Source organism: Vibrio sp. AND4 (genome assembly GCF_000171815.1).
Classification (GTDB): domain Bacteria; phylum Pseudomonadota; class Gammaproteobacteria; order Enterobacterales; family Vibrionaceae; genus Vibrio.
The window spans coordinates 1-3,007 of record NZ_ABGR01000074.1 but is presented as its reverse complement, the minus strand read 5'-3'; the positions used below and the strand labels follow the sequence as shown (position 1 = coordinate 3,007).

The window sequence follows — 3,007 nt, the reverse complement described above, 5'->3', positions numbered from 1 at the left end:
TGCGACAAGCGCGATGACCCAGTTAGGTAGCTTAGCGATCTCTGGGTTTGCCAATACCATGATGTCACGGTCAACTTTCAGTTCGTTAGTTGCTGGGTTGGATGTGTACTCAATCAAGCCGTCGCCGTTTTTATCATCAAAACCGAGGAGGCCAGTTTTCTCCCAGTTCTTGAACCAGTCAGGACGCTCATCGTAAGCAAGGTGTTGCCCCGGCGCTGGGTTGACGGTATCCATCAGGTTTAGACGCGCCATTGCAGATACTGCAGGTGCTGTTGTGTATAGGATAGCGATGAAAACGAGCGCCCAGCCTGCTGATGAACGGGCATCACGAACCTTAGGTACGGTAAAGAAGCGGATGATGACGTGTGGCAGACCCGCAGTACCTATCATTAGTGACATGGTGTAGACGAACATGTTGAGCGTGTCGCCACGAACTTGGGTGGTGTATTCACTAAAGCCGAGCTCGGTGACCACTTGGTCGAGTCTATCAAGCAGATAAACATCTGAGCCTTGAATGGTGCTGCCTAGTCCAATTTGTGGCAGTGGATGACCTGTCAGTTGCAGAGAGATAAAGATTGCTGGGATAGTGTAAGCCAAAATGAGTACGCAATATTGAGCAATCTGCGTGTAGGTAATGCCTTTCATGCCGCCCATTACGGCGTACATGAATACGATGCACATGCCGATCAGTAGACCTGTTGAGTAATCCACTTCTAGGAAACGGCCGAATGCTACACCCACGCCTTTCATCTGGCCGATAACGTAAGTCACCGATGCGATGATAAGGCACACAACCGCTACAATGCGCGCTGTGTTTGAGTAGAAGCGTTCACCCACGAACTCCGGTACAGTAAACTTACCGAATTTACGGAGGTACGGAGCAAGCAGAAGAGCCAGTAGTACGTAGCCACCTGTCCAGCCCATCAGAAACACCGAACCGCCGTAACCCATAAAGGCAATCAGGCCAGCCATTGAGATGAACGATGCTGCTGACATCCAGTCCGCTGCGGTCGCCATGCCGTTAGCGATAGGATTTACACCACCACCCGCGACGTAGAATTCTTTGGTTGAGCCAGCACGTGCCCAAATGGCAATGCCTATGTAAAGGACAAATGTTGCTCCAACCACCAGATAAGTAATCGTTTTTAAATCCATCTAAGTCACCTTTTACTCATCTACGCCGAATTCACGGTCGATCTGGCGCATCTTCCATGCGTAATAAAAAATAATCCCGAGGAAGGCATAAAAAGCGCCTTGTTGAGCAAACCAAATCCCGAGTTTGTATCCACTAATTGAAATTGATTGAGTTCGTCGACAAATAAGATGCCGCAGCCGAAAGACACCATGAACCAGACGACCATCAGGGTAATCATGAGCTTGACGTTCTTGTCCCAGTAAGCCTTAGCTCTTGCTTGATTTTCAAATGCCATTACCGTCTCCTTACTATTGGTATTTGTGTTAATAAAATGTTTCCTTATGAACCTTAGCAAGGCGTGGGCAAGAACTCTTTTCAACTTTAGTCGGGACGCTAAAAAGAAAAAACGCCCATTTTTAGGGCGCTTTGGAGGAAGTGGGGATAAAAGTGGCTTGTTAATTTGATGTTAAGTTAGCCAAAGGTCTAATAGTTTTATCAATTAGCATAAAAGTCTTTTATGCCAAGCAGCAGATTATTCAATGCTACAGCGACAAGGATAAGGCCCATCACACGGCTGATAATCGCGGCACCCACATTACCAATCACTTTTTGAATTGTGTTGGCACCCAGCAACAAGAAGAGGGTAACCAGAAGTACTGCAATCATAACGCCAGCCGTCATCGCTTGGTCGACAAAAGAGTAGCGGTTGTTGTCGGTTAACATCACGATAGCCATCATGGCACCTGGCGAGGCAATCGAAGGAATAGCAAGCGGATAGACAGCTAAATCCGCGAGATCTGAGTGGCTGACTTCTTCCCCCAGTTTTTGTTCTTGTTCTGGTTTGCTCTCACCAAAAATCATCGACAACGCAAACAGCAACAGCACAAGGCCACCAGCGGCTTGGAAGGCGGGTAATGGGATTTGCATCGCTTCGAGCAATAACTGACCAGCAATAAGAAAGAACAACAATACCCCCATTGAAATGGCAATGGCTTTTAATGCGACAAGGCGGCGCTGTTTTGCTGTGAGGTGTTGAGTTTGTGATAGGTAAACGGGAACCGAACCAACTGGGTCGATGACGGCCCAGAGAACAACAAATTGAGTGACAAGAATACTGAGCAAAGTATTACCTCCCAGAGTTAGTGGTTTAACACAGGGATAATAAGGCTGCGCGCTACATACAGCCAGTTTATTTTAAGGTCTATTTTTATATCGGGGTGAATTAACTATACCAAGGTATCATCCTACGGTTCATATTCTATTTGCTGCATTAGGATAACGGCGTGAGTGCGATTCTTGACATCCAGTTTGCGGAAGATCGCGGTCATGTGCGCTTTAATGGTGGCCTCGGAGACATTGAGCTCGTAAGCGATTTGTTTGTTGAGCAAACCATCGGAAAGCATGCCTAACACTTTGTATTGCTGGGGGGTGAGTGCGGCAACCTTTTCTGCTAGGTCATTACATGCTTGGTCGTTGGTGAGCAAGCCTTCTGGGAAGTATGGATCGCCATTGAGGACTTGGTTGAGCGCATTGATAAGCTCGCGCATGTCGCTCGATTTAGGAATAAAACCAAATGCTCCGTGACTTTTTACTTGCGTGACTACACTTGCTTCCTCGCTGGCTGACACGACAACAACAGGAATATCAGGATATTCAGCACGAAGGTGAATCAATCCCGACATGCCATTCGCGCCCGGCATTTTAAGATCCAACAACACCAAATCTGGCTCTTCATCCTTTTCCAGTAACGCGAGTAGCGTATCCAGCGTATCTGCTTCAAGTAAGTTGGCGCCACTCACTGCCATGTGCACTGATTGAAACAGGGCATTGCGGAACAGAGGATGATCATCGGCAATGACAATGGTGTAGGTC

General features: G+C 47.5%; 3 protein-coding genes and 1 pseudogene. All 4 read right to left on the bottom strand.

All coding sequences use genetic code 11. From position 1 onward, the window contains the following. Positions 1-1,155, bottom strand: a 1,155-nt coding sequence (locus AND4_RS18545) for a sodium:solute symporter family protein (protein ID WP_009844519.1), incomplete at its 3' end; no start/stop codon positions are given. Positions 1,156-1,167: 12 nt separating this feature from the next. Continuing rightward, positions 1,168-1,430: pseudogene (locus AND4_RS18540) on the bottom strand (DUF4212 domain-containing protein). A 200-nt stretch (positions 1,431-1,630) separates the two neighbouring features. Then, positions 1,631-2,257 (bottom strand): MarC family protein, encoded by a 627-nt coding sequence (locus AND4_RS18535; protein WP_009844517.1) that lies wholly within the window; start codon positions 2,255-2,257, stop codon positions 1,631-1,633. Positions 2,258-2,379: 122 nt separating this feature from the next. Next, the coding region (locus AND4_RS18530) for a response regulator transcription factor (protein WP_009844516.1) at positions 2,380-3,007 on the bottom strand (628 nt) is incomplete at its 5' end.